General features: G+C 49.1%; 1 protein-coding gene. It reads left to right on the top strand.

Annotated elements, in window-relative coordinates; all coding sequences use genetic code 11:
* A partial coding sequence (locus tag B4920_RS25780; RefSeq protein WP_079437592.1) for an IS4-like element IS10A family transposase occupies nucleotides 1–911 on the top strand: 911 nt, incomplete at both ends.

Below are 911 nucleotides of genomic sequence, written 5' to 3'. Positions count from 1 at the left end.
GTCGATTGGTCAGACATCCGAGAGCATAAACGCATCATGGCTCTGCGCGCCTCAATAGCCTTCAATGGCCGCTCTATTACCCTGTATGAGAAGTCCTATCCCCTATCAGAACAATGCTCTAAGGCCTCCCACAACGGTTTTTTAGCGGACTTAGCCAAGATTTTACCTTTGCATGTTACCCCTCTCATCGTGACTGACGCGGGGTTCAAAGTGCCTTGGTACAAAGAGGTTGAGGCGCATGGTTGGTTTTGGCTAAGCCGTATTCGCGGTACAGTTCAATTTGCAGATATTGGCGCTGAAAATTGGCGTGCAGTTCGCAGTACACATGACTTGGCCAACGGTCAAGCGAAGAGCCTGGGTTGTAAGACCTTGACCAAAACTAACCCTATCAATTGCCATCTCACGCTTTATCGTAGCAAACCTAAGGGGCGTACAAATCAGCGTTCAACGAGGACTAATTGCCACCATCCATCGGCAAAAACGTACTCAACATCGGCGAAAGAGCCTTGGGTGTTAGCCAGCAATTTACCACCAGAATCTCGGAGCCCAAAGCAGCTGGTAAACCTGTACGCCAAACGTATGCAAATAGAGGAAACCTTTCGTGACCTCAAAAGCCCGGCATACGGCTTTGGCTTACGCCAAAGTCGTACCAACAGTCCAGAGCGATTCGACATCATCCTACTGATAGCGTTGATGGTTCAATGCCTGTTGTGGCTAGTTGGTTTACACGCACAGCAACAGGGCTGGGATAAGCATTTTCAGGCCAATACCATTGGGCATCGAACGGTACTCTCAACGATTCGCTTGGGATTGGAGGTACTCAGGCGGCCTGATTATCAAATCACGGAGAAAGAATTGCTGGCGGCCTGGGTATTATTCGCCAATCAGTTGCTCAAATATGGCTATGCTAT

Origin of the sequence: Zoogloea sp. LCSB751, from assembly GCF_002028455.1 — a bacterium.
Lineage (GTDB): Bacteria > Pseudomonadota > Gammaproteobacteria > Burkholderiales > Rhodocyclaceae > Zoogloea.
Note: the sequence above shows the minus strand (reverse complement) of the source record. Positions and strands in the feature narration are given on the sequence as shown.